25 protein-coding genes are annotated in these 25216 nt (G+C 68.4%); 4 read left to right on the forward strand and 21 right to left on the reverse strand.

Annotated features, from left to right (window positions below; translation table 11 throughout):
- Position 1: 1 nt before the first annotated feature.
- The 7 genes from OCU_RS48865 to fadD5 form a co-directional block, all read right to left on the reverse strand.
- Entirely contained in the window at positions 2-1615 is a 1614-nt protein-coding gene (locus OCU_RS48865) for a virulence factor Mce family protein (protein WP_014381456.1), read from the reverse strand.
- Positions 1612-3174: a virulence factor Mce family protein gene (locus OCU_RS48870; RefSeq protein WP_009957841.1), complete on the reverse strand. Its 1563-nt coding sequence runs from the start codon at positions 3172-3174 to the stop codon at positions 1612-1614. Before OCU_RS48870 ends, OCU_RS48865 begins: the two co-directional genes overlap by 4 nt.
- Positions 3171-4211 carry a virulence factor Mce family protein gene (locus tag OCU_RS48875; RefSeq protein ID WP_009957839.1) on the reverse strand — a complete coding sequence of 347 codons (1041 nt, stop codon included), beginning with the start codon at positions 4209-4211 and terminating at the stop codon, positions 3171-3173. Before OCU_RS48875 ends, OCU_RS48870 begins: the two co-directional genes overlap by 4 nt.
- Complete coding sequence (locus tag OCU_RS48880; protein ID WP_014381457.1) at positions 4208-5515, reverse strand: MCE family protein; 1308 nt, start codon at positions 5513-5515, stop codon at positions 4208-4210. Before OCU_RS48880 ends, OCU_RS48875 begins: the two co-directional genes overlap by 4 nt.
- Positions 5516-5517: 2 nt before the next feature.
- Positions 5518-6387, reverse strand: coding sequence for an MlaE family ABC transporter permease (locus OCU_RS48885; RefSeq protein ID WP_008261964.1), 870 nt, complete (start codon positions 6385-6387; stop codon positions 5518-5520).
- Between the two features lies 1 nt (position 6388).
- On the reverse strand, positions 6389-7204 hold the full coding sequence (locus OCU_RS48890) for an MlaE family ABC transporter permease (RefSeq protein ID WP_014381458.1): 816 nt from the start codon (positions 7202-7204) through the stop codon (positions 6389-6391).
- A gap of 260 nt (positions 7205-7464) precedes the next feature.
- Positions 7465-9051 carry a fatty-acid--CoA ligase FadD5 gene (gene fadD5, locus OCU_RS48895; RefSeq protein WP_009957279.1) on the reverse strand — a complete coding sequence of 529 codons (1587 nt, stop codon included), beginning with the start codon at positions 9049-9051 and terminating at the stop codon, positions 7465-7467.
- Between the two features lie 194 nt (positions 9052-9245).
- Between fadD5 and OCU_RS48900 the strand changes: the two genes are divergently transcribed.
- Positions 9246-9926: a GntR family transcriptional regulator gene (locus tag OCU_RS48900; RefSeq protein ID WP_014386033.1), complete on the forward strand. Its 681-nt coding sequence runs from the start codon at positions 9246-9248 to the stop codon at positions 9924-9926.
- Positions 9927-10030: 104 nt separating this feature from the next.
- On the opposite strand, the gene OCU_RS48905 is transcribed toward OCU_RS48900, so the two are convergent.
- Both OCU_RS48905 and OCU_RS48910 read right to left on the reverse strand, forming a co-directional pair.
- Positions 10031-10471: an SRPBCC family protein gene (locus OCU_RS48905; RefSeq protein ID WP_008261971.1), complete on the reverse strand. Its 441-nt coding sequence runs from the start codon at positions 10469-10471 to the stop codon at positions 10031-10033.
- 59 nt (positions 10472-10530) lie between these two features.
- Positions 10531-11007: an acyl-CoA thioesterase gene (locus OCU_RS48910; protein WP_044059224.1), complete on the reverse strand. Its 477-nt coding sequence runs from the start codon at positions 11005-11007 to the stop codon at positions 10531-10533.
- Positions 11008-11021: 14 nt separating this feature from the next.
- Between OCU_RS48910 and OCU_RS48915 the strand changes: the two genes are divergently transcribed.
- Positions 11022-12134, forward strand: a complete 1113-nt coding sequence (locus tag OCU_RS48915; RefSeq protein ID WP_009957284.1) for an alcohol dehydrogenase catalytic domain-containing protein — start codon at positions 11022-11024, stop codon at positions 12132-12134.
- On the opposite strand, the gene OCU_RS48920 is transcribed toward OCU_RS48915, so the two are convergent.
- From OCU_RS48920 to OCU_RS48965, 10 genes are all read right to left on the reverse strand, one after another.
- Positions 12131-13054, reverse strand: a complete 924-nt coding sequence (locus tag OCU_RS48920; RefSeq protein WP_014381462.1) for an alpha/beta hydrolase — start codon at positions 13052-13054, stop codon at positions 12131-12133. The two genes, OCU_RS48915 and OCU_RS48920, sit on opposite strands and share 4 nt — an antisense overlap.
- Positions 13051-14571 carry a flavin-containing monooxygenase gene (locus OCU_RS48925; RefSeq protein ID WP_085977585.1) on the reverse strand — a complete coding sequence of 507 codons (1521 nt, stop codon included), beginning with the start codon at positions 14569-14571 and terminating at the stop codon, positions 13051-13053. The genes OCU_RS48920 and OCU_RS48925 overlap by 4 nt, the downstream gene beginning before the upstream one ends.
- Complete coding sequence (locus OCU_RS48930; RefSeq protein ID WP_009956105.1) at positions 14553-15281, reverse strand: SDR family NAD(P)-dependent oxidoreductase; 729 nt, start codon at positions 15279-15281, stop codon at positions 14553-14555. The genes OCU_RS48925 and OCU_RS48930 overlap by 19 nt, the downstream gene beginning before the upstream one ends.
- Positions 15278-15688, reverse strand: a complete 411-nt coding sequence (locus tag OCU_RS48935; protein ID WP_014381464.1) for a nuclear transport factor 2 family protein — start codon at positions 15686-15688, stop codon at positions 15278-15280. Before OCU_RS48935 ends, OCU_RS48930 begins: the two co-directional genes overlap by 4 nt.
- Positions 15685-16443: an HpcH/HpaI aldolase family protein gene (locus OCU_RS48940; protein WP_014381465.1), complete on the reverse strand. Its 759-nt coding sequence runs from the start codon at positions 16441-16443 to the stop codon at positions 15685-15687. Before OCU_RS48940 ends, OCU_RS48935 begins: the two co-directional genes overlap by 4 nt.
- Positions 16444-16453: 10 nt before the next feature.
- A complete protein-coding gene (locus tag OCU_RS48945; protein ID WP_014381466.1) occupies positions 16454-17422 on the reverse strand; it encodes a zinc-binding dehydrogenase in 969 nt (322 codons plus the stop codon).
- Position 17423: 1 nt separating this feature from the next.
- Complete coding sequence (locus OCU_RS48950; protein WP_014381467.1) at positions 17424-18644, reverse strand: cytochrome P450; 1221 nt, start codon at positions 18642-18644, stop codon at positions 17424-17426.
- Between the two features lie 17 nt (positions 18645-18661).
- Positions 18662-19366 carry an NIPSNAP family protein gene (locus OCU_RS48955; protein ID WP_009955721.1) on the reverse strand — a complete coding sequence of 235 codons (705 nt, stop codon included), beginning with the start codon at positions 19364-19366 and terminating at the stop codon, positions 18662-18664.
- A 3-nt stretch (positions 19367-19369) separates the two neighbouring features.
- A complete protein-coding gene (locus tag OCU_RS48960; protein ID WP_009955720.1) occupies positions 19370-19933 on the reverse strand; it encodes a hypothetical protein in 564 nt (187 codons plus the stop codon).
- Between the two features lie 158 nt (positions 19934-20091).
- Positions 20092-21261, reverse strand: a complete 1170-nt coding sequence (locus OCU_RS48965; RefSeq protein WP_014381468.1) for a CaiB/BaiF CoA transferase family protein — start codon at positions 21259-21261, stop codon at positions 20092-20094.
- A gap of 182 nt (positions 21262-21443) precedes the next feature.
- Between OCU_RS48965 and OCU_RS48970 the strand changes: the two genes are divergently transcribed.
- Both OCU_RS48970 and OCU_RS48975 read left to right on the forward strand, forming a co-directional pair.
- A complete protein-coding gene (locus OCU_RS48970; RefSeq protein ID WP_014381469.1) occupies positions 21444-22196 on the forward strand; it encodes an SDR family NAD(P)-dependent oxidoreductase in 753 nt (250 codons plus the stop codon).
- A gap of 149 nt (positions 22197-22345) precedes the next feature.
- Positions 22346-23053, forward strand: coding sequence for a DUF427 domain-containing protein (locus OCU_RS48975; protein WP_014943130.1), 708 nt, complete (start codon positions 22346-22348; stop codon positions 23051-23053).
- A 55-nt stretch (positions 23054-23108) separates the two neighbouring features.
- Here OCU_RS48975 and OCU_RS48980 read toward each other — a convergent pair whose 3' ends face one another.
- Together OCU_RS48980 and OCU_RS48985 are read right to left on the reverse strand one after the other, a co-directional pair.
- The gene (locus OCU_RS48980) at positions 23109-24284 is read right to left on the reverse strand and encodes an acyl-CoA dehydrogenase family protein (RefSeq protein ID WP_014381470.1); all 1176 of its coding nucleotides are present in this window, start codon (positions 24282-24284) and stop codon (positions 23109-23111) included.
- On the reverse strand, positions 24285-25205 hold the full coding sequence (locus tag OCU_RS48985; protein WP_014381471.1) for an LLM class F420-dependent oxidoreductase: 921 nt from the start codon (positions 25203-25205) through the stop codon (positions 24285-24287).
- Positions 25206-25216: the final 11 nt, after the last annotated feature.

Below are 25216 nucleotides of genomic sequence, written 5' to 3' on the forward strand. Positions count from 1 at the left end.
GTCACTGGCCACCTCCGAAGTCAGCGGCCGACGCCGGCCCGCCAGCGTTCGGCGCGGGCGCGGACACCGGCGCCGGGGTCGGCGCCACGGGACCCGGGGCCACGCCCGGCCCGGGCGGCGGCGGCTGGATCGGCACCGGGGCGTTCAGTCCCATCGGCGGCAGGATCGGGTTCTCGTCGTAGGCGTTCGGCGGACCCGGCGGGGTCTGCAGGTTCGACTGGACGGGTTCGATGTTCGGGCCACCCATGAGCTCTTCCAACGACTCCGGCGTCATCAGGCCCGCGGTGATGGGACCGACCTGCTGACCCTGCATGCCCGGGGCGACGATCCAGCCCGGCTGGGTGTTGCGGTGCGAGGTCGGGGTGTCGGGCACCCAGATGCCGGGGACGGTCGTGTCCTTGTACCCGTTGGGCGGCTGCAACCGCGGCTCGGAGTAGGCCACTTGCTTGGGCAATGTCTCGGCGGTGCTGAACAGGTTCAGGCCGAACGGCGGGTAGTTGAACTTGATCGCGTCGAGGATCGGCGCCAGGTACTGCGCGCACAGTTCGGCCGACTCCTGGTACCCAAGCCGGCTGCCGGCCTGGATCGCGCTACAGATGAACTGCATCGGGTTGGCGAAGTTGGTGATCGACGGGATGGCGACCACCGATCCGTGCGACGGGTGATAGATCTGGTTGATGTTCGCCGCGGCTGTCGGAAGGACGTGCAGCGCGGTCTCCAAACCGTTCAGCGAATCCGGTTGCAGCAACGCGTTCGTCGCGGTCTCCAGGTTGTTGACGTCGTAGGTCAGCACCCCGGCGTTCTTGTCGAGCCAGGGGCGCACGGTGGTGAGCAGGCTGTCGAACTGCTGGATCGCGTTGGACAGGTCGGTGTCGTTATGCGCGAGCCGGGTGGTGAAGTCGGCCAGGTTTTGGTTGAGCGCGACGAACTGCGCGTCGTCTTGGTGCAGCGCGTTGACGAACAGCGCCAGGCTGCGCACCACGGCGAAGAAGTCGCCGCGGCCCTCGTTCAATGCGGTCAACGCCTGCGACAGGTTGCTCAGCGTGGTGTTGAACTGCTTGCCCTTGCCGGCCAGCCCGTTGGCGAACGACTCGATGACCTCACCGAACGGGCCCTTCGGCTGCTCGGCGGTGGGACCCAGCTTCGAGATGATGTTGGTGATGCTGTTGCGCAGCTGGTCCCATTCGACCGGAACCTGGGTGCGCTCTTCGGGGATCACGGCGTTATCGGCCAGCACCGGACCGCCCTTGTACGGCGGCTCCAGCTGGATGGCGCGCGAGGCCACCAGGGTGGGGTTGAGGATCACCGCCGACGCGTTGGCCGGCACCCGGTATTTGTTCTCGTAGTGGAAGGTGACCTTCATCTTGTCGCCGGTGGGCTCGATCTTGTCGATCGCACCCACCCGCAGGCCCATGATCTGGACCTTGTCCCCCGGGTACAGAGCGTTGGCCGCCGGGAAGTAGGCCACCACGGTGTTGTTGGTCAGCTTCTCGTAGAGCCGCCAGCCGACGTAGCCGACGACGAGGGCCAGCACGATCACCAGTGATCCGATGATCACCGACGCCCGGGACAGCTTCGGGAGTCGAATGTTGCGGATGTCAAAGATGGTGCTCAATTCTGGCTACCTCCCGTGACACCGCTGCCTCCGGCTCCACCGGGGTTGATGAACGGCGCCGGCAACTGGTTGCCCGGCCCGGGCGGTGCCGGCGGACCCGGCGGTAGCCCCGGCGCGAACGTCGACGGCGGCGGCACCGGTCCGGCCGGCGCCAGGTTCTCGGTACGCGCACCCGGGGGCGCCTGCGTCGGCAACGGGACGGGTGTCCCGGGCACGTCCGGCGGCGGGTCGCCCGGCCGGCCCGCGATATTGATGCCGGGCGTGGGTGGCAGGCCCGCGGGGTTCGGCGGTGACGTCATCACGTCCACCGGCGCCGGGAAGCCCGGTCCACCGAACGGCCCGGACACCGCACCCGCACAGGGCAGCGGGTTGTCGGGGCGGGGCAGCCCGTCCGCCGCCGGCGTGTACGAGCACGGCGATCCCGGAGGGACGGCCGGCCCCGGGTGGTCGGGCGTGCCCTCGAGCACCGGGGGCGCCGGGGGCGGCGCGCCGTTGGGGAACCGGGTGCCGTTGGGGTCGGGGAACCGGTAGGCCGGCAATCCGGCGCTGCGCCAGAAGTCCTCCGGGTCGATCCCACGCTTCTTGAACGCCGCGTCGACCCACGGCTGCGAAATCTGATACAGGGCCAGGTTGTGCAGGACCACCTTGAAGAACGGTCCCGAGGCGATGGCCTCGTTCAACGACGGCAGGAACTTGCCGACCTCGGTGAGCCCATTGGCAAGGTCGTCTTTGCGCTGCACCAGGATGTCGCTGAGCGTGCGCAATTGCTCGAGCACGTGATTGATGTTCGGGTTGTCGTCGAGCAGCCCCTTGACCTGTTCGGAGAAGGCGGCGATGTTGGCCAGCAAGGCGTTGATGGCCTGGCCGCGCTCGTTGAAGGCGGCCAGGAGCGTTTTCGCATTGACCAAGGCCCGGTCGATCTGGTCGCTGCGATCCCCCAGGACGCCGGCCACCTGGTTGGCCTGGGCGAGCAGGTGCTTGACCTCCTCGTCGCGCTTGCCGATCGTGTCGGAGAACTTGGCCACCCCTTCGAGCGCCGGGCTCAGGTGCGGGTAGGTCTGGTCGATGGTCTGGGAGAGCACGTGCAGGGACTGCTTGACGGTATCGATGTCCCAGCCCTGGGCGGCCTTGGTGACGTCGAAGAACGCGTCGTAAATCTGGTACGGCGTGGTGCTTTGGCCCAGCGGCAGACTCGCCCCGGGCCGCAGGGGCTGGTTGCCGCGGGCCTCGACGTCGAGGATCTTCTTCCCCAGGATGGTGTCGGTCTTGATCGCCAGCCGGCTCTCGGTGCCGATGGTGTTGGTGCCGATGGAGAACTTCAACCGGATGTGGTCCCCGTCGATCTTGATGCCCTCCACCTTGCCGACGTCCAGGCCGGCGATACGCACTTTGTCGCCGGTGTTGATGCCGCCGGAGTCGGTGAACTGGCCGTAGTAGCTCGGCTTGGCGAACAGCATCGGGACGCTGGTGAAGCTTTGGCCGACGCCGATCACGAGCACCGTCACGACGATGCCCATCAGCCCGATGCGGACCCGGTTCGGCGGTTCCAGTGTTCTCATTGCGGCGTGCACCTACCCGTCGGCTGCTGGAACAACCGGACCGTGCGGACCGGGCCGCCGGCCTGCAGACCGTTGATCTTGAGGGTGATGTCGCAGGCGTAGAAGTTCACGAAGTCCCCGTAGGAGCCGATCGCGCGCCCGATCATGTTCAGCGCTGTGGGCACCTTCTTCAGGTAGTCCTGCAGTTGGTCTTGCTGGTCGATCAGCGGCTGCTGAACGGCGTCCAGGTAGTTGATCGTCTTGTGCAGTAGCGCTCGGTCCTCGGCGAGCAGGTCGGCGACCGTCCCGGCGGCGTTGCTGATGTGGGCGAACCCCGCGGCCTGCGAGTCGCCGTGGTTCTTGAGGCCGGTGATCAACACCTCGAGCTTGTCGACCGTCTGGTCGAATTGCTGCCGGTGCCGGACCGTGGTGTCCAAGACGATGTTCAGGTTCTTGATGACCTCACCGATCGCTTGGTCGCGCTCGCCGAGCTGGTTGGTCAGCTGCGCGGTGTTGTCGAGGATGTCGTTGATGGTGCCGCCCTGGCCCTGGAACACGGTGACCAGCGCGGTCGCGATGGTGTTGACCTTCTGTGGGTCGAGCGCCCGGAACAGTGGCTTGAAACCGCCGATCAGGGCGTCGAGGTCGAGCGCCGGCGTCGTCCGCGACAAGGGGATGAACCCGCCGGGCGGCAGGACCTTGTCCGCGCCTTCGCCCTGACCGCGTTTGATCTCCAGGTAGCGGTTACCGATCAGGTCGAGGTAGCGGATCTGGGCGGTCGTCGACTGGTACAGCGGGATGGAGCGGTCGACGTTGAATTTCACCCGGGCGCGCTTGCCGCCGTCGACCAGCTCCACCTTGTCGACCTTGCCGACCTCGACGCCCGAGGCGCGGACGAACTGGCCCGCCCGCAGGCCGCTGATGTTGCTGAATTCCGCCGAATACCCGTTGGTGCGGTCGAAGCGCATCTGACCGAACACCACGAAGATCATCACGGTGAAGATCAACAGCACCACCGAGAAGATGCTGAGCCTGGTAATGGTTCCGGAGATTTTCATGGGTTGATCGTGTTATCCCCTACCTGGCGTCCCCAGACATACTCGATCGCGTACGGCGATCCGGTGTCCAGGTGGTTGTACGGCGCGATGCTGTTGCCGGAGTCCATCACCAACTCCGGTGCCGGCCACAGATCGTGGGTGAGCGGCTGCCAGCAACCGGGGGCGCCGCCGGGGCCGCCGCGGGCGTTCACCCGCGGCAGGTTCTCGGGCCAGACGTAGGGGTTGGGCGCCCCACCGACCAAACCTGCCGTGGCACCGAGCCCAAGCGTGAGCGCGGCGACGGCGACCAGCGACAGCGGGTTGGCGATCAGGCCCAGCCCGGACAGGGCCTGGGTGTGGCTGTTGAGCGAGTAGCCGTTGCCGCCCAGGAACGAGGCGGCCTTGGGCTCGATGTCGTGGTAATTGCGGACCGCGCAGAACAGTTCGGGGCTGTAGGTGTCGAGCAGCTGGGCCGTGGGCACCAGATCGGCGGCCCCGCGCGCCAGATACGGGCCGCCCTTGGTGAACAGGTCCGCGCCGGTGTTGCCGAACCCGGCCGCCGACAACAACGCCTGATCCAGATCCTTTTGCTGCGCGTTGATCGTGCGCGAGGTGACCACCGCGTTGTTCAAGAAGTCGAACAGATCCGGCGAGGCGTCCGCATAGGTGTCGCCCAGCGCCGCCAACTGCTGAATGTCCTTGCGCGCCTGCGGCATCCGCGGATTCACCTCATCCAAAACCGCGTTCGCATTCACCACCGACTGCCCGAACTTCTCCCCCAGCCCGGCCAACGACTGCGCCGCCGCGCTCAACGTCAGATTCAACTTGACCGGATCGACCTTCTGCGCGATCGAGGTGATCGTCTGAAACAGCGTGTTGATCTCGGTGGTCACCGAACGCGCGTCGAGCACGGTGTGCGCCGAGATCTTCTGCGGCGACGGGTGCGCCGGCGTCGTCAACGACACGTACTTGCCACCGAACACCGTCGTCGCCTTGATATCGGCATTCACATTGGACGGGATCAGCTTCAAATACCGCGGATAGACCTCGAGCGTGAACTTCGCCGCCGGCTTGCCGTCGCGCACCGTCTCCGCGATGCTGCCGACCCGCCCGATCTCCACCCCGTTGTAGGTCACCTTCGAGCCCGGATCCATCACCAGACCGGCCCGCGACGCCAGCATCGTCAGGTTGGTCTTGGGGGTGAAGTCGCCGCGGAACTGGCCGTAGACGAAACCGAGGACCAGCGCGGCGATCACCAGCGCCGCCAACCCGGCCCACTTGTACGGCGGGGTCCGGGGGGCGTTGGTCTGGATCGGCGCTGACATGGCTACACCGTGAGCGCGAAGTTGGGGTTGACGCCATAGAGCGCCAACGCGGCGGCCAACACGACAACCTGCACCGACACCAGCGAGAAGCGCATCGATCGGCCGACGGCCTCGCCCACGCCGACCGGCCCGCCGCCGGCGTTGTAGCCGTAGAAGCAGTGGGTGATCATGACGACCGCGGTGATAAGGATGGCTTCCAGGAACGACCAGAAGACGTCGTCGGGGCGCAGGAACGTCCGGAAGTAGTGCTCGTAGGTGCCGTTGGATTGTCCGTAGAGCACGGTCGTGGTGATCTGCGGCGACAGGAACGACATGATCATCGCCAGCGCGTACAGCGGGATGATCACCACCAGCCCGGCCATGATCCGGGTGGTCGCCAGGAACGAAATCGACTTGATACCCATCACTTCCAGCGCGTCGATCTCCTCGCTGATGCGCATCGCGCCCAGCTCGGCCGTCGCGCCGGCGCCGACCGTGGCGGCCATCGCGATGCCGGTGACGACGGGCGCGGCGATGCGCACGTTGATCAGCGCGGCGAAGAATCCGGTGAACGCCTCGACGCCGATGTTGCCCAGCGAGGCGAACCCCTGGATCGCGACCAGGGAGCTACCGGACAACGTCACGAAGCCGACGATGGCGACGGTGCCGCCGATGACGGCCATGGCGCCGGTGCCCATCCCGATCTGGGCGACCAGACGCAGGGTTTCCTTGCGGTAGTTGCGCAGCGCGTGCGGGATGTGTGCCAGGGCCACCCCGCCGAACCACGCCATCTGGCCGATGTCGTCGAGCCCGCGCGCCGCGGCCAGGCCGTAGCGGTTGAGATTCTCTGCGGCCCGCGGGAAGCGGGAGCGAAAGACGGTGGTCGTCGACATGTCAGTGCCCCGTCCCGAATCGCACGCCGATCGTGGTCAGCACGACGTTGACCGCATACAGCGCGACGACGCAGAGCACGACGGTCTCGTTGACGGCGGTGCCCAGGCCTTTGGATCCGCCGCGCACCGTCAGCCCGCGGAAGCAGCCGACCAGTCCGGCGATCAGGCCGAAGACCGCGGCCTTGACCGTCGCGATGACGACCTCGGGCAGGCCGGTGATGGTGGTCAGGGTGGCCAGGTACGCCCCTCCCGACACGTTCTGCAGGTAGACGCCGAACAGGTAGCCGCCGACCAGGCCGACGGTGATCACCAGGCCGTTGAGCAGGGTGGCGACCAGGGTCGCGGCGATCACCCGGGGCACCACCAGCCGGTGGATCGGGTCGATGCCGAGCACCTCCATCGCGTCGATCTCTTCGCGGATGGTGCGCGCGCCCAGGTCGGCGCAGATCGCCGTCGACCCGGCCCCGGCGACCACCAGCACCGTGGTGAGCGGGCCGAGCTGGGTGACCGCGCCGATCGCCGCGCCGGCGCCGGACAGGTCGGCGGCGCCGAACTGCGCCAGCAAAACGTTGAGGGTGAAGATCAGCAGCACCGTCAGCGGGATCGACACCATGATCGTCGGCAGGAACGCCACCCGCATGATGAACCAACACTGCAGGACGAATTCGCGCCACTGGAACGGCCAGCGGAACAGGGCTTTCCCGGTGAGCACGCACATCCGGAAGAACCCGCCGACAAGCTCCAGCGGGGTTTGCAGTTGATCGCGCACATAGCCGACCAGGTAGGGGCCCCGTCGACTAGTCGACGTCGAAGTCACCGCTGCCCCCTCTGGCCGTCACCGCGCGCCGTCCGGCGCCGCGGCGGAACATATAGCACGCCCCCTCCTCGCCCCGATTCGACGTCTGTGACCATCGGCTCCCTACTGGCAAGTAGTAACGGAGACCACAGGAATGTACCCGATGGCCAAGCACGTGTGAACCGCATCCGCACAATTAACCCTTCGCCAACGACTGGCAAACGTTACAGCTCCTGCCCAATTTCCTTTCTGGTCCTAAAACCTCTTGCCCTAGAATGGATTTAGTCGATTTTTGCGGCCCCGTAGCGGATCCGCAGCTCAGTTTTGAGCACCTTGCCGGCCGGGTTGCGCGGCAGCGCGTCGACGATCTCGAGCGCCTTCGGGTGCTTGTAGCGCGCCAGTCGCTCGGTCAGGAACTCGTCCAACTCGTCGAGCGCCAACCCCTCGCCCGCCACCGCGGCGACCGCGATCGGCACCTCGCCCCACTTGTCGTGGGCCCGGCCGATGACGGCGACTTCGACGATGCTCGGGTGGCTGGCCAGGACGTTCTCCACCTCGGCGCAGTAGATGTTCTCGCCACCCGAGATGATCATGTCCTTCTTGCGGTCGACCACCCACACGTAGCCGTCGGAGTCCATGCGGACCAGGTCGCCGGAGTGGAACCAGCCGCCGGCGAACGCTTCCGCCGTCGCCTCGGGATTGTTCCAGTAGCCGCTCATCAAAGTTGGTGCGCGATAAACGATTTCACCGACCTCGCCGATGGGCACGTCGTTCATGTTCTCGTCGACGACCCGGGCGGCGACCGTCGGGATCACCTTGCCGACCGAGCCGCGCTTCCGGATGGCGTCCTCGCCGAGCAGCATGCAGGTGACCGGCGACATCTCCGTCTGGCCGAACGCGGCCAGGATCTGGGTGCCGGGAAACCTCGCCGACATCTCCCGCAGCAGCGCGTCGGGAGCCGGGGCGGCACCCCACGAGATCACCCGCAGTTTCAGGTCGCGCGGGCGCGCCTGTTGCTCGGCGCAGACCGCCTGCCACTGCGCGGGAACCAGAAAAATCCCGGTGACCTTTTCTGCCGCCAGCACGTCGAGGAGCTGCCCGGGCTCGAACGCGCCGAGCGGGTAGATGACCGTGGGGATGCCGAGCAGCACCCCGGTCAGCAAGTTGCCGATGCCGGCGATGTGGAAGAACGGCACCCCGATGAACCCGACGTCGCTGTTGATGTCGGCGCCGTTGGTGTACAGCCCGGTCATCGTCTGTCCGGTCAGGTTGGTGTGGGTGAGCACGGCGCCCTTGGGGCGGCCGGTGGTGCCCGAGGTGTACATGATCAGCGCCGGCGAGTCGTTCGGGATGTCGACGGGTTGGTGCGACTCCCCGGTCTCGTTGACGAGGTCTTCGTAACCGAGCACGGTGTCGTCGGTCGAACCGCCGGCGACCACGATGGTGCCGAGCATCGACTCGATGTCGCGCACGCCGGTTGCCACCGGGGCGAGCACCGATTCGGTGATGATCACCCGCGCTTCGCAATCCTGGACCAGGAAGGCGATTTCGGCCGCGGTCAGCCGGAAGTTCAGCGGCACGGCGATGGCGCCGAGCATGTTGATGGCCAGCACCGATTCGACGAACTCGGTGCGGTTGAGCATCAGGATCATGACGCGGTCGCCGAAGCCGACACCCCGGCGGCTCAGCGCGTCGGCCAGCGCCGCCACCCGGCCGCGCAGTTCGCCCCACGTCAGTGTCTTGCCCAGGAACCTCAGCGCGGTCGCGTTCGGCTGCATCAGCGCGTGCCGCTCGAGTTGGTTCACCCAGTTCTGCCGCCGGGCGAGGTACGGCTGCTCTGTCAGATGGTCTGCCAATTGCGCGGTCAAACTCGACACTTCCCTTCACTCGCGCACCGCTTGCGCCAGGTTGATATTTGATAAAACATAGTGTTGTGTGGGTCACACTATGGCTTTGACGGTCCACTGACAAGTCCTCGACAAGCGCCCGTCAAGGTCCGTCAAAACTTGAATCCCGTCCCGCCAAGTCACTGAAAGTCCTGGCAGACCCTGTGAACGCACCGATGTCCATGCAGCCGAGGAGCCGGCGGCCGCTGCGGCGGGCTCAGCTGTCCGATGAGGTCGCGGGCCATCTGCGGGCGTCGATCATGTCCGGAACGCTGCGTCCGGGGACGTTCATCCGTCTCGACGAGACCGCGGCCCAGCTAGGGGTCAGCGTCACCCCGGTGCGCGAAGCCCTGCTGAAGTTGCGCGGCGAGGGCATGGTGCAGCTGGAGCCGCACCGCGGCCACGTCGTGTTGCCGCTCACCCGCCAGGACATCGAGGACATCTTCTGGCTGCAGGCCTCGATCGCCAAGGAGCTGGCGGCCGCGGCCACCGACCACATCACCGACGCCGAGATCGACGAGCTGGACCGCATCAACGAGTCGCTCGCCGCGGCCGTCGGATCCGGCGACGCCGAGACCATCGCGGGCATCGAGTTCGCCTTTCACCGGGTCTTCAACCAGGCCAGCGGCCGGATCAAGCTCGCGTGGTTCCTGCTCAACGCCGCCCGCTACATGCCGGTGCTGGTGTACGCGGCCGATCCGCACTGGGGCAAGGCCGCCGTCGACAACCACCGGAAGCTGATCGCCGCGCTGCGCCACCGCGACACCGCCGCGGTGATCGAGCACACCGTATGGCAGTTCACCGACGCGGCGGCCCGGCTGACCGAGATGCGCGACCGCGCCGGCAATCCCTTCTAGCGGCGATCGTGAGCGCGGCGCAGCCGGGCGAAGCGGGTCGCCGCCATCTCCTAGCGGCGATCGTGAGCGCGGCGCAGTCGGGCGAAGCGGGTCGCCGCCATCTTCTAGGTCGCGGCCAGCTGCTCGGCGCGCTGCTTGAGGCTCTCGGCGAGGTGGTCGAGGACGTTGTTGAGAAGTTGCTTGACCATCGGCGCCGGGACCGGCATCGACGTTTCGACGTCCAGGTCCACGGTCAGCAGGCTGGAAGCGCCCATGGCCACCACGGAGAAGAGCTGCTCCTGCTTGGTGAACAGGTCGCCCTGCTGCAGGACGGTCTGGATCTGGTTTTCCCCCGGGTAGTACACGGCCTGGATGAACATGCTCTGCATGCCCTGGTAATCGGTGTCGAGCCGCAGCTGGCTGGGCCGCCCGTCGTCATAGCGGGCGAGCACCCAGAGACCCTTGATCTCCTCGTTCCACTGCGGGTAGGCCTCGAAATCGCCGACGATCTTCATGATCAACCCGGCGTCGGCGCCGATCTCGACGGTCTTGCTCAACACTGGCATGCGCGCAGCATAACGGGGTGCGCGAAAACCCCAGCGCAGGGCGGTATCTGGGCCCGGAGCTAGGCCGATTCGCCGACGCTGGCCGTCGACAGCAGGGTCCGGACGGGGTCGGGAATCGGGACGGACTTGCGCGTAACCCGGTCGACGTAGACGTGCACCCAATGTCCCAGCGCGGTGATCGGCCGCGGGTCGCCGTCACCGGACTCGAACACGCCCAGCCGGTAGGTGACGCTGCTGCGGCCCAGCCGGGTCACGGCCAGGCCCACCGTGAGGTCTTGGGGGAAATGCAGTTCGGAGAAGTAGCGGCAGCCCGACTCGGCGACGATGCCCAGCGCCGGAGTGGTGATCGGGTCCAGCCCGGTGGCGGTGTTGATCCAGGCGTTGATCGCGGTGTCGAACAACTGGTAGTAGACGGCGTTGTTGAGGTGGCCGAACATGTCGTTGTCGGCCCATCGCGTCCCGACGGGCCACAGCACCGGGAAGTCGTTGCTGGTCAACCCGTCCGGGGCGGGGGGAACTACTGGAGCCGACGCCATGGTTGTATTCCAGCATGTCCGGAATTCGGGGCGCGGTACTGGAGCACATCGGGGCGCCCCGGCCCTACGCGCGGTCGCGGCCCATCAGCATCGCCGACGTCGACCTCGCGCCGCCGGGTCGCGACGAGGTCCTGGTCCGCATCGAGGCGGCCGGCCTCTGCCACTCCGACCTGTCGGTGGTCGACGGCAACCGCGTGCGCCCGGTGCCGATGCTGCTCGGCCACGAGGCCGCCGGGATCGTCGAGCGGGTCGGTGACGGTGTCGGCGATGTGGCCGTCGGCCAGCGGGTGGTGCTGGTGTTCCTGCCGCGCTGCGGCCATTGCGCGGCGTGCGCGACCGAAGGCCTGACGCCGTGCGAGCCGGGCAGCGCCGCCAACGGCGCCGGCACCCTGCTGGGCGGCGACATCCGGCTCAGCCGGGCCGGCCAACCGGTGTTTCACCACCTCGGGGTCTCGGGTTTCGCGACGCACGCGGTCGTCAATCGGGCCAGCGCGGTCGCGGTGCCGCCCGACGTGCCCGCCGATGTCGCCGCGCTGTTGGGGTGCGCGGTGCTCACCGGCGGCGGCGCGGTGCTCAACGTGGGGCAGCCGCGGCCGGGCCAGACGGTCGCCGTGGTCGGGCTGGGCGGCGTCGGGATGGCGGCGCTGCTCACCGCCCTCACCTATGACGACGTGCGCGTCGTCGCCGTCGACCAGTTGCCCGACAAGTTGGCCGCCGCCCGCGCCCTGGGTGCCCACGAGGCCTACACGCCGCAGCAGGCCGAGGACGCGCGGGTGAAGGCGGCCGTGGTCGTCGAGGCCGTCGGCCACCCCGCCGCGCTCGAGACCGCGATCGCCTTGACCGCGCCGGGCGGGCGCACCATCACCGTCGGCTTGCCCCCGCCGGACGCCCGGATCACGGTGTCGCCGTTGGGTTTTGTGGCCGAGGGCCGGTCGCTGATCGGCAGCTATCTCGGTTCGGCGGTGCCTAGCCGGGACATTCCGCGGTTCGTCGAGCTGTGGCGTTCCGGCCGGCTGCCGGTGCAATCGCTGGTGTCGTCGACGATCGCGCTCGACGAGATCAACGAGGCGATGGACCACCTGGCCGACGGCACCGCCGTGCGCCAGCTGATCCGATTCGACGCCTAGTCGCCGTGCAGCGCGCCGGCCAGCGCCTCGCCTTGCAGCGCGAACAGGCGTTGCGAGCCCGGCCATTCCGGCAGCAGTGAGTCGAATCCATGGCAGGCGCGCGCAAACACGTGCAGCTCCGCCGAGATCCCGGCGTGCAGCAGCCGCAGCGCATAGTCGATGGCCTCGTCGCGGAAGGGATCGATCTCCGCGCAGGTGATCAAAGCCGGTGCCAGCCCGGCGAATTCGGGTCGCCGTGCGGGCACCGCGGCCTCCGGCGCGGCCTTTGGGTCGAGGTAGTGGCGCCACATCAGCTCGGCACCCTCGCCGTCGAACGCGGGACTGGTGCGGAACTCCGACTTGGATCCGGTGGGCCGGTCGTCGAGCACCGGCTGGTGCAGCAGCTGGAACACCACCGGCGGCAAGGATCCATCGGCGGCGCGCTGCGCCAGGCATGCGGCCAGGGCGGCGCCGGCGCTGCTGCCCGCGACGGCCACCCGCGCCGGGTCCACGCCGAGCGACGCCGCGTCGTCGATCACCCAGCGCAGCACGGCGCTCGCGTCGTCGAGCGCGGCCGGATAGGGGTGCTCCGGAGCCAGCCGGTAGTCCACCGACACCACCGTGCAGCGACCGCGTCGGGCGAGCTCCACGCACTGGCGGTGATCGGTGTCCAGGTTGCCCAGCGCGAAACCGCCGGCGTGGCAATACACGAGGGCGGGCGCCGGGGCTGGGCCACCGCGATAGATGCGCACCCCGACGCCGGCCGCGTTGTCCTCGTCGATCCGGACGTCACCGGCGTCGGTCTGCTCGGCGGTGATGCGGCGGCGTTCGTTGAACGGTCCACGCGTCAGCTGGATCGCGGCGGCCGAGAAGTCCGTGCGCGTGGTCGCCAGTGCGCGCAGCGCCGGGTCGAGGCGGTCAGCGCCGTCGAGCTCCGTCATCGGGTGCCCCGCTCGGGCACGGCGACCGGGGACGCGGCGGAGGTGGCGGGCGGTTCGAAACGGAAGTCGGCGGGCCTGAACCTGCGCGTCATCCCCCAGAAGGTTCGGGCGCTGCGCGGCCACTGGGTGACCACGCGCCCGTTGGGGGCGCGGAAGTAGTTGCTGCACTGGGTGGTCCAGACGGTGCCCACCATCCAGCGGTCGATCTTGGCGACGAACTCGGCCAGCGCCGAGGCACGCACCGCGACGTAGCGTTTGCGGCGGCGGCGCAGGTGCCGCAGCGCCCGCACGATGTAGCGCGCCTGGGCTTCGAGGATGAAGATGACGCTGTTGGAGCCGACGTTGGTGTTCGGCCCGTACAGCATGAAGAAATTGGGGAAATCAGGCATGGCCATGCCGAGGTAGGCGTGCGCGCCGTCGCGCCAGACCTGCCGCAGCGTGATTCCGTGTTCGCCGGAAACGTCCAGCTCCCCGAGATAGTCGGCGGCGGCGTAGCCGGTGGCGCACACCACCAGGTCGACCTCGCGTTCGGTGCCGTCTTCGGTCACCAGGGACCGGGCGCGCAGGGAGCGCGCCGGGCTGGTCACCACCTCGACGTTGGGGCGGGTCAGCGCGGGCAGGTAGTCCGAGGAGAACACCAGCCGCTTGCAGCCCATCGGATGGTCCGGTGTGAGCTTGCGGCGCAATTCCTCATCGTCGACCGTGTTTTCGAGCAGCCGCAGGGCGAGGGCGGTGAATTGCTCGGTCTTTTCGCTGCCGTGCTCGATCACCGCGATGTTGGATTCGCTGCGCAGCCACAGCCGGGTGCGGTAGATCTTCTTGGCGAACGGGAGGTGCGCGAAGGCCCAGCGCTCCCCCCGGGTGTAGCGCCGGTCGGGCTTGGGCAGTATCCAGGTGGGCGATCGTTGCACCGAATACACCGTGCCGGCCACTTTGGCCAATTCGGGGATCAGCTGGGAGGCCGTCGACCCGGTGCCGAGCACCGCAATCTTCTTGCCTTCCAGCGGGATCGAGTGGTCCCAGCGTGACGAGTGCATCACCGTTCCGGTGAAGGGCTCTTCCTCGACGAGGTCGGGCAGCAGCGGCCGGGTGAACAGGCCCACGGCCGAGACGACGACGTTGAAGTGGTGCTGTTCGCCGGTCGCGGTGGTCAGGCACCATCGCTGGGTGTCCGAATCCCATCGTGCGGAACGGATTTCGGTGCGCAGTTTCAGGTGGGTCCCCAGGCCGTGCTTGTCGGCGCTGCGCTGGAAGTAGTCCAGGATTTCGGGTTGGCCCGACCACAGCCGTGACCAGTGGGCGTTCAGGTCGAACGAGAACGAGTAGAGGTGCGACTTGACGTCGCACGCCAGTCCCGGATAGGTGTTGATCCGCCAGGTGCCCCCGACGCCATCTTCGCGGTCGAAGATGGTGAAGTCACGAAACCCGGCGCGTGACAGCATGATTCCCAGCGCCAGGCCGCCCGGGCCGGCGCCGATGATGCCGACCGACAGGTCGGTCATCGGATCTGCAGGCATTGACCACCGTCGATGATGAGTTCGGAGCCGGTGATGAACGACGCCTCGCCGGAGACCAGGAACGCCACGGCGTCGGCGACTTCGTCGGCGCGGCCTATCCGCCCGAACATCGATGCCGCAGCGAGCCGGGTCTGGGTGGTCTCGTCGAGCATCGTGGTGGCGATCGGCCCGGGGAACACCGCGTTGACCCGGATGCCGGAGGGCGCGAGTTCGGCGGCGGCGGTCTGGGTCAGGCCGCGCAGCGCCCACTTCGACGAGCCGTAGGCGCCGTGCTGGGGGAACGGGCGGATCGCGCCGGTGCTGCAGATGTTGACGATGGAGGCGTCGGGCGCCGCGCGCAGGTGTTCGAGCGTGGCGCGCATGCCGAGGAACGCGCCCAGACAGTTGACCCGCCACGAGTTTTCGAATCCTTCGGCGGTCTCCTCGGTCAACGACGCGCGGTGCAGCACGCCGGCGCAGTTGACCAGCGTGCTCAGCGACCCGAAACGGTCGACGACGCGTGCGACGGCCGAGTCCCACTGCTGCTCCGCGGTGACGTCGAGCTCCACCGCGATCAGTTCCTCGTCGCCCGATTGGCGCACCGCGGCGGCGAGTTCGTCGGCCCGCCGATCGCAGGCGGCCACCGAAAACCCCTTGGCACGTAGGCGTTCGGCGATGGCCCGGCCCTGCCCGCCGGCCGCGCCGGTCACGAGTGCGACACGTGGGTTCATGCCGGCGCGCCCTCGGGGTTGTCGGACAGTCCGCCGCTGGTGATGAAGCGGCACCGGCGCCGCGCGAAACGCCACTGGCCGTCCACGCGGGTCAGCTCGTCGTCGTAGAGGGCGGGCCGCAACTGCAGATCGCCGCACCGGACGAACAGCACCTGCGATCGGGCGCTCGCGCGGTCCCCGTCGACTGTGATCCGCGAGACGCCGGTCAGATGCAGGCCGCGCGCCGCGGCGCGGAACATGTCGGCGATCCCGTCATGGCCCGCGAAAGTCCGGCCGTACGCCAGGAATTCGCCGTCGGGGGCGAACAGCCGGACGCAACCGTCGACATCACCGGCGTCGAGAGCGAGCGCGTAGCCGGCGATCAAATCGCGGATCGCTGCCTCGTCGTCCGGCGGGTAGGCGGTCATTGCGTCGCCTCACGCAGGTGTTCGGCGGCCCCGCGGCGCAGTGCCTGCGACTCGGCGGCCAGCGTGATCATGCGAAAACCCAGCCGCGCCATGGCCTGGCCCGTCATGCCGTCCCCGGCGTGAATGCCGGTGACCAGCCCCGCATCCGAGGCCGCCCGGTGGATGCGCGTGATCGCGTCGAGCACCTCGGGATGCCGGGTCGCACCGAGGACGCCGGCGCCCATCGAGATGGCGAGATCGGCCGGGCCGACGTAGATCCCGGTCAGGCCGTCGACCGCGCAGATCTCGCGGATGTCCGCCAGCGCCGCCGCGGTCTCGATCATCGCGAACACGCCGATCCGGGATTCGTGGGCGGCGGGGTCGTGCCCCAGGCTGGCGCGCAGCGGTCCGAAGCTGCGCACGCCCGCCGGCGGGTAGCGGGTGGCGGCCACGGCGGCGGCGGCCTCGCCGGCCGATTCGATCATCGCGATGACGACGGCGTCGGCCCCGGCGTCGGCCACCCGCCCGATCGGTGCGGCGTCGGCGTTGGGCAGGCGCACGACGGTGCCCAGCGGCAGGTGTTCGGTGCGGCGCAGCATGCGGGCGATGCCGGCGTCGTCGAGATAGCCGTGCTGGGCGTCGAATCCGACGTAGTCGTAACCGGCGCGGGCGAATTCCTCGGGTCCCAGCCAGGTGGGGCCGGTGACCCAGCCGCCGAAGATGGCGGGCTTGCTGCTGAGCGCCAGTTGCAGATTGCCCGGCGAAGCGTCGGTCACGGTCGGCCCCTCACCCGGCGATCGCAATCTTGATGCGCTCGGCCACCGGTCGGCAGGCCAGCTCGAACGCGTCCTGCACCTGCTCGACGCCGAACGTGTGGGTGAGGTACGCGCCGAGCAGCCAGGGATGCTCGGCGGCGAACTTGCTCGCGAGCTCCAGCATCCGCCGACGGTCAAGCGTCACACCGGATTTCAGCGTCAGGTTGTTGCGCAGCATGGCCCGCATGCTGATGGGATACATCTCGTCGTCGGCGACACCGAAGTAGAAGACGGTGCCGCCGGGGGCGGTGGCGTCGATGGCGTGGGTGAGGGTGGCCACCTGGTGACCGACCGCCTCGATGACGACGTCGGCGCGGTCCCCCGGTTCCAGCTGACTCGCCCAGCGGTCGCTGGTGGCGCGCACCGGTTCGTCGACGCCGAATGCCCTTGCCACATCGCGGCGGTCGATCGGATCGACCCCGGTGACGCGGCGCGCACCGGCCGCCTTGGCGACGTAGGAGAACAGCAGGCCGATCGATCCCTGGCCGATGATCGCGACGCGCCGCCCGGCCAGATCGCCGAGTTGCTCGCAGGCGTAGAGCACACAGGCCAGCGGTTGCAGGCCGATCGCCTGCGCCGGCGTCAGCGCCGGGTCGTAGGGCGCCAAACCGTCACCGTCGGTGACGATGCGTTCCATCATGCCGTCGAACCCGGAGGCCCAGCCGACGACGAGGTCCCCGGGGCGGTGCGCGGGGTGGCGGCTGGCGATCACCTCGCCGGCGACCTCGTGGATGGGGAAGCCGTCCTTCTCGGGTCCGCTGCGGCCGTCGTCGCCGGGGATTCGGCCCTTGGCGCCGCGAAACGCGGGCAGATCGCTGCCGCAGACGCCGGCGGCCAGGAACCGCAGCAGCACCTGCCCGTCGGTCAGGGACTCAGGGGCGGTGTCGGCGATCGTCGTCCGCTCGAACAGATACGGGGCGATGAGCCGGTAGGACCACACCTCAGACCTCCACCGGGATGTTGTTCCAGCCCCATTGGAAGCTGGACGGCAACCGGGTGGCGGCGTGGGTCTGGATCGCGTAGTCGGGCACCCGACGCAGCCATTCGGCAAGCAGCACATCGATTTCCAGCCTGGCCAGGTGGTAGCCGATGCAGAAGTGCTGGCCGCGGCCGAACGCCAGCGAGCGGCGGATGGGCCGGTCCCAGATGAACTCGTCGGGCTCGGGGTATTCCCGCTCGTCGCGGCTGGCCGAGGCGAGCAGGGTGATGACGCGCTGGCCGGGATTGATGGTCTGACCGTGAATGTCGAAGGGCTTGCGCGCCGTTCGCGCGAACCACTGCGCGGGCGCGCAGTATCGGATCATCTCCTCGCGGGCGACGGGCACGTTGCCTTCGGGATCGGCGCGCACGGCGGCCAACTGGTCGGGCCGCCGGCTGAGCTCCCACAGCCCGTGGGCGACGATCTTGGGGACCGTCTCGGTTCCGCCGATGAAGATGCACAGCATCTGGGTGGCGACTTCCATGTCGTCCAGGGCGCTGCCGTCGGGCAGGTGGTAGCCGAGCAGGCCGTCGACCACGTCCAGCGGCGGCCCGGACCGGTCGGCGCGGCGGCGCGCGACCGCGGGCAGCAGGAACTCGAAATAGTTCGGGCGCGCCTGCCCGGTGTCCACGCCGACACCCGGCTGGGCGAGGCTGCCGGCGTTGACCGCGGCGAGGACCTGCGGCGCGAGATCGGTGGGAATGCCGAGGAGTTCGCAGACGATCGCGGCAACCACGACGCCGCCGTAGTCCTGGGTCAGGTCGAACGAGCCGCGCGGCAACAGCAGGTCGAGGCGTTCGTTGGCCAGCTCGCGGATCCTGCCCTCGAGGTCGGTGACCGAACGCGGCCGAAACGGCCGGGAGTGCGTGCGCCGGATCTCGCCGTACAGGTCGGCGTCGAACATGGCGTGGAACGGAAGCGGGTGCAGCGGCGGGTCGTCGACCGGTCCGGAGTTGTGTTGGGCCAGAACCGATGCCGCCGGCAGCGTGCCCTCCGAGGCGACGAACGTGCCGTTGTTGACTTCCAGCACCTTCCAGATGTCCTCGAAACGCGACAGCGCGAAGGTGTCCCATTGCGGCATGTAATACACCGGGTGCTGGTCGCGCAGGATTCGGTAGTACGGCAAGGGGTTTGCCATCACCGCAGCGTCGAAGGGGTCGTACCTGAAGTCGGTGTGGTCCATGGGTCCTTGGCGCTCGGTCACTGCAGGGGTGAGGGCGGGAGGGCCTGCAGGATGGAATCTTCCCACCCGTCCCGCAACGCGGGGGCCACGCTCATCCAGGTGACGATCTCGGCGGGTGGGCTCTCCTTCCACGACGGGTAGTGCTCGGCGAAGCAGTCCCATCCCCCGTCCAGCGCCCAGTAGTGGATGACCTCGTTGAAGCGGAAGGTCGTCGTGAACGAACCGAGCCAGCGTTTTCCGGTGCGTTCCGACCACGGCACGTAGAGCCGCTCGAGCTCCCGGATGTAGTCGTCCTGCCGGCCGGGCTTGGTCTGCATGATCTCCTGGATCACCAGCGGCGCAGTGAAATTGGCCTCGCGCAGCTGGGCGAGCGTCCTGTTGCTGGGGCCGGCGTACATGATGCGTCCCTCGCCCGAGGCGCCGAGGTCGGCCAGGAACGCCGACCATTTGCCGGCGGCGGACTCGTGACTGCCGCCGCGGGCCTGGGCGGCGCCGATCCTGGCGTAATCGGCGAACCCGTCGATCTCCCAGATCACCGTCACCTGTGGCCAGTGGCCGTTGTACGGGGTGGATTCCCAGATCGCGAACAGCCGGGCGCCGAGTTGTTCCATCATCGGCTGGTAGGTGTCGGCGAAGACCTCGGTGAACCGGTCGCTGCGCCCGGATCCCAGCGAGATCGTCTCGTGCAGGTAGAGCAACGCGTGTTTGTAGTACTTCTTCATGGCCTAGTCGAGCCGGATCAGCTCGGAGTCGGCCCCCGAACCCACGTCGCACAGCAGCGTCTCCGTCGGGGCGACCGTGGCGTCCGAAATACCCTCTGCCGCAAGCGCATAGCCCTTGAACATGCGCGCCGCCCCGCTGAGCAGGTGCTGGGCGCGGGTCGTGGCACGCTGCACTCCCAGCGGCCACCCGTCGCCCCACAACGCGACCTCCGTCAGCCGGTTATCCAGCGACTCGAGCACCGCGTCGCGCACCCGCGCGTCGGCGGTGAACGCGTCGGCGCTGACGGCCAGGCTGGTCGAGCCCGCACCCAGCGCGCCCAGGGACGGCTCGAGGTCGGACGCCCGCACCCCCAGGATCCGCAGCGCGCGGGTGTCGCGGCCCTGCGGGAGCAGCACCGTCACCTCCCAGCCGGCCATCGCCCGGTCGTAGAGCCACCCCCCGGCCGATTGCACGACGTCGACGGCGCTGGCGGCGACGACGTCCAGGCGATAGCGCAGGCCGTCGGCGTTGGCCTGGGTTGCTCGGGCGGCGTCGGTCTTGCTGATGTCGAACGTTGGAGCGACCATCGATCCATTCCTCACCACGGCCCCAACGACTCCGTTGGCGGGCCTCACGCGCTTGTCACGGCTTTCTCAAGGGCTGGAGCCGCTGCACGCGTCGGGTGAAGCGACTCACCGCACAGCGTGACACTTCCGGCGAAATTTGTAAAGGTCCGGTCGGGTCCTCACGACCCGCGGCGCGCCTCGAGGTCGGCCAGGACCTCCTCGGTGTGCTGCCCGAGTTCCGGTGCCGCAGAACGCGGTGCCCAGGGGGTGCCGTGAAAATCCGCCGGCGTGGCCACCATCGGCACGGCCGCGTCCCCGTCGGGCACGTCGACGATGCCGCCCGCGGCGTGGAACTGCTCGTCGGCCACGACGTCCTCGAGCGTGTTGACCGGCGACCAGAAGAAATCCGGTTCGCCGGCAAAGATCCGCGCCCATTCATCAAGGGGGCGCGTCGCGAAGATCTCGTCCAGCGCGACGATCAGCGCCGCCGAGTTGGCCGCGCGGGAGCGGGCGTCGGCGAACCGCGGGTCGTCGCGCCATTCGGGTCGCCCCACGGCGCGGCACAGGGCCGGCCAGTGCCGCTCGGGCTCCAGGCCGACGATCCAGAACCGCCGCCCGTCTTGGGCGGCGTAGTTGTTCATGCACGGGTTGCCCATCGACTCGCGTTGCCCGATCGCGATCGGCTGCCCGCTCATCAGGTAGGTGTTCAGGTCGAAGCTCACGGTGTAGGCGCCCTGCCGGTACAGCGAGGTGGTCACCAGTTGGCCCGCCCCGGTGCGTTCGCGCGCGAGCAGCGCCGCGCACACGGCCGCGGCCATCGTCATCCCCGCGGAGTGATCGCCCATGCCACCACGCTGAAACGGGGGCGTCTCGCCGGGCCGGGTGAGCAGGTGGGCCACCCCGGCCCGGGACCAGAACGCGGCCACGTCGAAGGCGGCGCGATCGGCGTCCGGCCCGTTTTCGCCATACCCGGTGATGAGCCCGTAGACCAGGCGGGGGTTGGCCGCCGACACCGACTCGAAGTCCAGCCCCAGACGCTGCAGCGCGCCGGGTCGCACGTTGGTCAGGAAAACGTCTGCGCCGGCGAGCAATTCGAACGCGGTGGCGCGGCCCGCGTCGGTGCCGAGATTGAGGACCACGCTGCGCTTGGAGCGGTTGTCCATTTCGAAGGGCGGGTTGAGGCCCATGTCGCAGCCCAGCATGCGGCCGAACATGCGCGCCGGGTCGCCCGTCGGCGGCTCGATCTTGATCACGTCGGCGCCCCAGTCCGCCAGGATGCCGCCGGCGGCCGGTCCGGCCACCCACACCCCGAGTTCGACGACCTTGACGCCTTCCACCGGTCCCGCCATGCGTAAGTTCCTACTCCCTGCGCCGGCCGCCCGTTGCCACCGGGTCATCCGGTTCGCCGTTCTGATCTGCCCGCCGATGAATCTGGGTGGCCCCGTGTATCGGAATACATGCGGGCGTCGCGCAACGACTGGCCGCGGCAAGCCACCTCACCTATGCGGCCTGCCCAATCCGACACCAATCAATGAAGGAGGCCGTCATCGTGGCCACAATCTCATGCAGGACGGTGCTGATCACCGGGGGAAATCGTGGCATCGGCGCCGCGCTGGTCGCGGAGGCCTTACGCCGGGGCGCCCGACGGGTGTACGTCGGCACCCGGAAGGCCTTGGCCGGCAACGGCGATTCCCGCGTGACACCGCTGGCCCTCGACATCACCGACCCCGCGCAGATTCGGCGGGCCGTGGCCAGGGTCGACTCGCTCGATGTCCTGGTCAACAACGCCGGCCTGGCGGTGTACGACGATCTCGGCGACGCCTCCGCACTGCGGACGCACCTTGCGGTGAATCTGCTCGGCACGTACGACGTGATTCAGGCCTTCCTGCCGATGCTGACGCGATCCGGGGGATCGATCGTCAACAACCTGTCGGTGAACGCCCTGGCGCCGTTGCCGCTGATCCCGGCGTATTCGATCTCCAAGGCCGCGGCGTTCTCCCTCACGCAATCGCTGCGTGTCATCCTGGCCGGGCGGGGCGTGCGGGTTCATGCGGTGCTGACCGGTCCCGTCGACACCGACATGACCCGAGGCCTCGACATCCCCAAGGCCTCAACGCAATCCGTGGCACAAGGCATCTTCGACGGGCTGGAGAACGGCGACGACGAGATCTTTCCCGACCCGATGTCGCGTTCGTTGGCGCAGCGCTGGCAGGTGGGCGTCGCCAAGCTGCTCGAGCAGCAGTACGCGGCCCTGCTCGCACCCGGAGATCCCGTCACATCCTGACTCGCAATCACGAATCCGAATGCCGCCACGCTTACTCGGCCGCGCTGCGGTCGGGCTCCCGCCCTAACCGGGTCTGTCGGATCGAGGCCGGTGTGCACCACAATGGCCTACGCGGGAGCTAGATGAGTGGTTGCAACCGGGAGGAACGCATGACTCTGGTGGCCGGGCGGGGACCGCTCAGCAGCGATCCGGCGGGGCGCTTCTCGCCCGCGATACCCGACGGGCCAGAAGGGATTGTGTACGTCGAGCCGCATCCCCGGCGCGTGCAGGCGGTCAAGGACGGGCGGCTGGTGATCGACACAGAGCGGGCGCTGATGGTGCACCGGCGGGGCCGACCGCTGAGCTACGTCTTCGCGCCCGACGACGTCGGCGACCTGCCGAATGAGCCCGAGCCGGAGGCCCCCGGTTTCGTTCACGTTCCCTGGGACGCGGTGGACACGTGGTTCGAGGAGGGGCGCAAACTCGTGCACTATCCGCCCAATCCGTATCACCGCGTCGACTGCCGTCCGACGCAGCGCCGCCTGCGCGTCCGCGTCGGCGGCACCACGCTGGTCGACACCGACGACACGACGATCCTCTTCGAGACGGCGCTCGAGCCGAGGTTGTATGTCGACCCGGCACACGTGCGCACCGATCTGCTGGTGCGCTCCGAGACGTCGAGTTACTGCAACTACAAGGGCTTTGCGACGTATTGGTCGTTGGTCTCGGGTGAGCGCGTCGTCGAGGACGTCGCCTGGTGTTATCCCGATCCGCCGCCGGAAAGCCTGCCGATCAAGGGATTCCTCAGCTTCGACGACACCCGCGCCGACGTGCTCGCCGAGCTGCCCGGTGGCCCCCGCGATCCCGCGAGAGTGTAACTGGCAACGCATCTCCCGGGTGCCACCGTCGGTGGTGACACTCTCGCGGCAAAAGTCAGCGGCCGTAGCTGGGACGCCCGAGCCCCAGCTCGTGCTGGGCGATCATGTTGCGGAACACCTCCATGGTGCCGCCGTAGATTCCGGCGGGCACGCCGTGGCGGAAGATGAACTCGATGGCACCGTCGTCCGCGGAACCCGTTGTGTCGGTGGGCAATGCCGAGGCCGTCCCCAGCAGGTCCATCAATTCCTGGGAGACCTCCCGCATGGTCTGGATGAGGCCCACGCGCCCGTACATCCCGGGAGTCGACATGGCCGCCTCGATCCGAGCCATGGCGCGCCCGAGGCGGTATTTCGTCGCCTCGTCGTCGATCGGGCGGCGCCCGTCGGCGTCGGGCGTGGCCAGGATGGCCGCGACTCCGTCGGCCGCCTCGGCCATCAGCTGGCCGTGTTCGGAGAGCATCGAAATGTTCTGCAGGCCATGGTCTTGGACCTCGGTGATGCCGTGTTCGGCGTCGAGGGCGAACCGCATCACCGTCCAGCCGCCGTTGACCTCGCCGATCCGGTAGAGGTCATCGACCCGCACGTCGCTGTAGTACACGATGTTGGTGCGGTCACCATCCAGCGTGCGGATGCCCTGGATCTCGATGCCCTCCGAATCCAGCGGCACCAGAAACATGGTCAGGTTCTTGTGCTTGGGTCCCTGCGGATCGGTGTTGGTGAGCAGGAAGACGTACTTGGCGTTCTGCGCGTTCGAGGTGAACATCTTGGACCCGTTGATGACCCACGCATCGCCGTCGCGCACGGCGCGCGTCTTGCAGGTGGCGACGTCGGAGCCGCCCTCGGGTTCGGTGTAGCCCAGGCAGAGCCGGATCTCACCGGACAGCACGCCCGGCAGCACCGCGTCGACGAGTTCGGGCGCCCCGAACTGCTGCACCAACCGCGCGACGACCGCCGTGGTGCCCCAGTGGAACCACGGGGCGTGGGCGCGACCGATCTCGAGGTGAAAGATCCGGCGGCGCACCGGATTGAAGCCGCCCTCGGACTCCAGCTTCCAGTCCGATTCCAGATAACCGGCTTCGCCCAACGCCAAATGCACCGGTTCACTGAAGTTTTCACCGGTCTCCCGGTCACGCCGCCGCACCTCATCGGTGACGTGCTCGGCGATGAACTCCCGGAACTGATCGTAGAAATCCTGGTCCTCGGGTGAGAGCGCGACGCGGGAGAAGTCCATTCAGGCCGCGTCGATCACGAGGGTGCGGAAACGGTCGAGGGTCTCGAGTGCGTGCGTCATGCTGTCGCCGGGCAGGTGGACACTGACCCACGTCACCCCCAGCTTCGCCAGCCTGTCCAGGCCGTCGAGGTACGCGTCGGCGTTGAACGCGTCATCGGCGGGGCTGCCGCCCTCGAAGTTGGTGAAGGTGATGTCGATCGCCGACCAATCCCGGCCCGCCGCATCGCATCTGCGTCGCAGGTCCTCGATGCCCTCGGCGAGCTTTTGCACCGAATCGATGGTGGCCGTGCCGGCGGTCTGCGCCAACTGGGGCGGGGCGGGAAACGGGCACCAGCCGTCGCCGTACTGTGCCACCCGCTGGCGCGACGCGGTGGTGTTGCCGCCGATCCAGATCGGCGGGTGCGGGCTGCTCAGCGGCCGGGGATGCGCGGTGATGCCGCGCGCGCTGAAGTGCTTGCCCTCAAAGGAGATGTCGTCTTCGGTCCAGACGGCCCGGATCACCTGCAGCGCTTCCTCGAACAACTCGGCGCGCTCGTCGTAGCTGACGCCCAGCGCCGCGAACTCGCGCTTGAGGTAGCCCACGCCCACCGCGAGGGTGAAGCGGCCGCCGGATAGCAGATCCAGGGTGGCGCCGGACTTGGCCACCACGAACGGGTTTCGGTACGGCAGCACGACGATGTTGGGAATCAGCCGCAGGGTGGAGGTGGTGGCGGCGGCGAAACCCAGTGCGACGAAAGGGTCTAACGCGTCATGCCCGCCCGCGTCCAGCCACCGCTGCGACGGCGCGGGGTGATCGGTGAAGCCGAAACCGTGGATCCCGGCCGCTTCGGTGGCCGCGGCCACCTTGCCGATGCCGTCCCCACTGACCAATTCCGGGTTGTAGGGATGGCTGTGCATCGGGTGGGTGATGGTGAAGCGCATCTGACTTTCCA

The sequence above is a fragment of the Mycobacterium intracellulare ATCC 13950 genome (assembly GCF_000277125.1).
In the GTDB taxonomy this organism is placed as follows: domain Bacteria; phylum Actinomycetota; class Actinomycetes; order Mycobacteriales; family Mycobacteriaceae; genus Mycobacterium; species Mycobacterium intracellulare.